The sequence below is a fragment of the Streptomyces sp. NPDC059499 genome, from assembly GCF_042749285.1.
GTDB lineage: Bacteria > Actinomycetota > Actinomycetes > Streptomycetales > Streptomycetaceae > Streptomyces.
This window is the reverse complement of the sequence record NZ_JBHYTT010000040.1, coordinates 1-1,952: the sequence shown is the minus strand read 5'-3', so window position 1 is coordinate 1,952 and position 1,952 is coordinate 1. Positions and strand designations below refer to the sequence as shown.

Genomic DNA, 1,952 nt, shown 5'->3' with positions numbered 1-1,952 from the left:
TACACACCCCCTAAATCGTGGTGTGACAATGGGTTCTCGCCGGCTCGAAATCGGTTTGTCATTCTGACAAATAACCCTTCGGGAAATAAAAAAAACGGCTCCATAAAGAGGAACCGTTTTGCTTCAAAAATCACGTTTTGTGTTATACTGGAGAAACGAAATTGTGTTTTCAAAATTGTCATTTTCGACATGATAACTTTTCTCGTAGTGTGGTTTTGCCGAACCCACTACTTTTTTTATGTCTCCGAACTTCATTTCTTCCCGTTCCGGCTTAACAATCCCTTTTGATTTTCGATACATATTCATTCCGGAAGGATACATGTGCAGCCGTCCGCCTTTTAAAAATTTCTTTTCCCGACCTTCTACGATCTTTGTTTGCACCTCACAGCCCTCTGAAGCCACTTTTAAGGCTGTTTCCCTGTCTTGGACATCTTCTAGGTCTATATCAGTCAAATAAGCGCTCAAATAGGCTCCTATGTTGTCTATATCCTTTAATGACTTGATTGTTACAAATCCTAAACCCCATAGACTCCTTAATTCAGCATTTTTAATATAAATCTTATCCAAATCATTAAAGCGCATTAAAACATGACAATGCCAGGCTCCACGTCCTTGTGGCTCTACCACCGATAAATAATCTATCGAACTTTCTTTCTTGTATTTATAACGCAACCTGTCGATAAAATTTTGAAAATCACTATAAAGTTTTTTCGTGTCCGTCATATTTTTCTTGTATGTCAAAGTTATATGTAATTCATTTGGCCGTCCTATAAAATTGTTATTTATCAAATAACGCAGCTTCTTAAAGGTTTGTCTCAAAGAATTATAATTTTCCTGCCGATTTTCCGAATGCTCGAACTCCCGGATCTCCCCAGTAGAGAGGTCTACAAACCTATCCTTGTCCAATTTTTTGATATTATTTTTCCGGTTCATCTTCTCCATATGCTGAACTTCAATGACGTGATTCATAGTGGTCACTTTTACAACATCATTTGGAGCTATGAAAACCGCGTCACCATTGCGTTTATCCATCCATTTCCCCTCAATTTTTCCTGTAATGTTTAATTAAAATCAAGTTAATAATAAAGAACCCCAAATCCGAAGTCAGTTTTTCAACAAAAATTAGCGTCCTTTTCCCAAATAGTCCCTATACAATTCCTTAATAGCAAACTCAATTACAGCATCTTTTGAAACTCTTCCAAATTCATTGTGTTTTGTAAAATGTTCGGCTAATAACTCTAGCTTTTTAAATGTTTCAACAGTAATTCGAGGTCCAATTTGTTTTTTCTCTTCCATCCAAACACACTCCTAACAAGTTGTTAACATAATTCTAACATTGGAAATAATAGAATTCAAGAACAGAAAAAAGAAGCACACTCGGAATGATATTTCGTTTCCTTTTGATTCCGAGCCTCCACCCCTTACAATCCCCAAAGGCAACCGACAAGGGAAAATTCGTCCCTTATCGGCACCTCCGGAAATTGTACAGCAAGGGGTCACTCCCAATAAAAAGACTACGACATATAAAACAGGTTTAGCTTCAGAGAAAAAGAGCATAAGGAAACTCGGTGCCACCCTAAAAAAAAGGGTGTCAAACAGGCTGTGCCTGTTGAGTTTCTATGCTCTTAGAACAGGTGCCGTTTTTGAAGCCAAAGATATAGCATAGATACCCCATAGATATAGCAGGGATATACCAAAATATCTCTAGAGATACGGGTATCTATGCTATATCTCTCTACAAGATTCCTCCACACGCTTGACGGAAATGCTTCAGCATTTTAGCACTCACTCGACAGAGTGTATAAGTGCGCCATTCGGAATTTCAAAGCTTCAAATTTCACAGAGAGTGCCCATTTATACACACCCCCTAAATCGTGGTGTGACAATGGGTTCTCGCCGGCTCGAAATCGGTTTGTCATTCTGACAAATAACCCTTCGGGAAATAAAAAAAA

Annotated in this window: 2 protein-coding genes; both read right to left on the bottom strand. The window is 38.2% G+C overall.

All coding sequences use genetic code 11. The annotated features are described in order from the left end of the window. Positions 1–123 precede the first annotated feature (123 nt). Entirely contained in the window at positions 124–1,032 is a 909-nt protein-coding gene (locus ACFW9O_RS36580; protein WP_375839305.1) for a hypothetical protein, read from the bottom strand. Between the two features lie 90 nt (positions 1,033–1,122). After that, positions 1,123–1,296, bottom strand: a complete 174-nt coding sequence (locus ACFW9O_RS36575; protein ID WP_375839303.1) for a hypothetical protein — start codon at positions 1,294–1,296, stop codon at positions 1,123–1,125. Positions 1,297–1,952 lie beyond the last annotated feature (656 nt).

Excerpts from the sequence above, each read along its gene's own strand:
- ACFW9O_RS36575 (WP_375839303.1), bottom strand. The coding sequence starts at position 1,296 with ATGGAAGAGAAAAAACAAATTGGACCTCGAATTACTGTTGAAACATTT.
- ACFW9O_RS36580 (WP_375839305.1), bottom strand. The coding sequence starts at position 1,032 with ATGGATAAACGCAATGGTGACGCGGTTTTCATAGCTCCAAATGATGTT.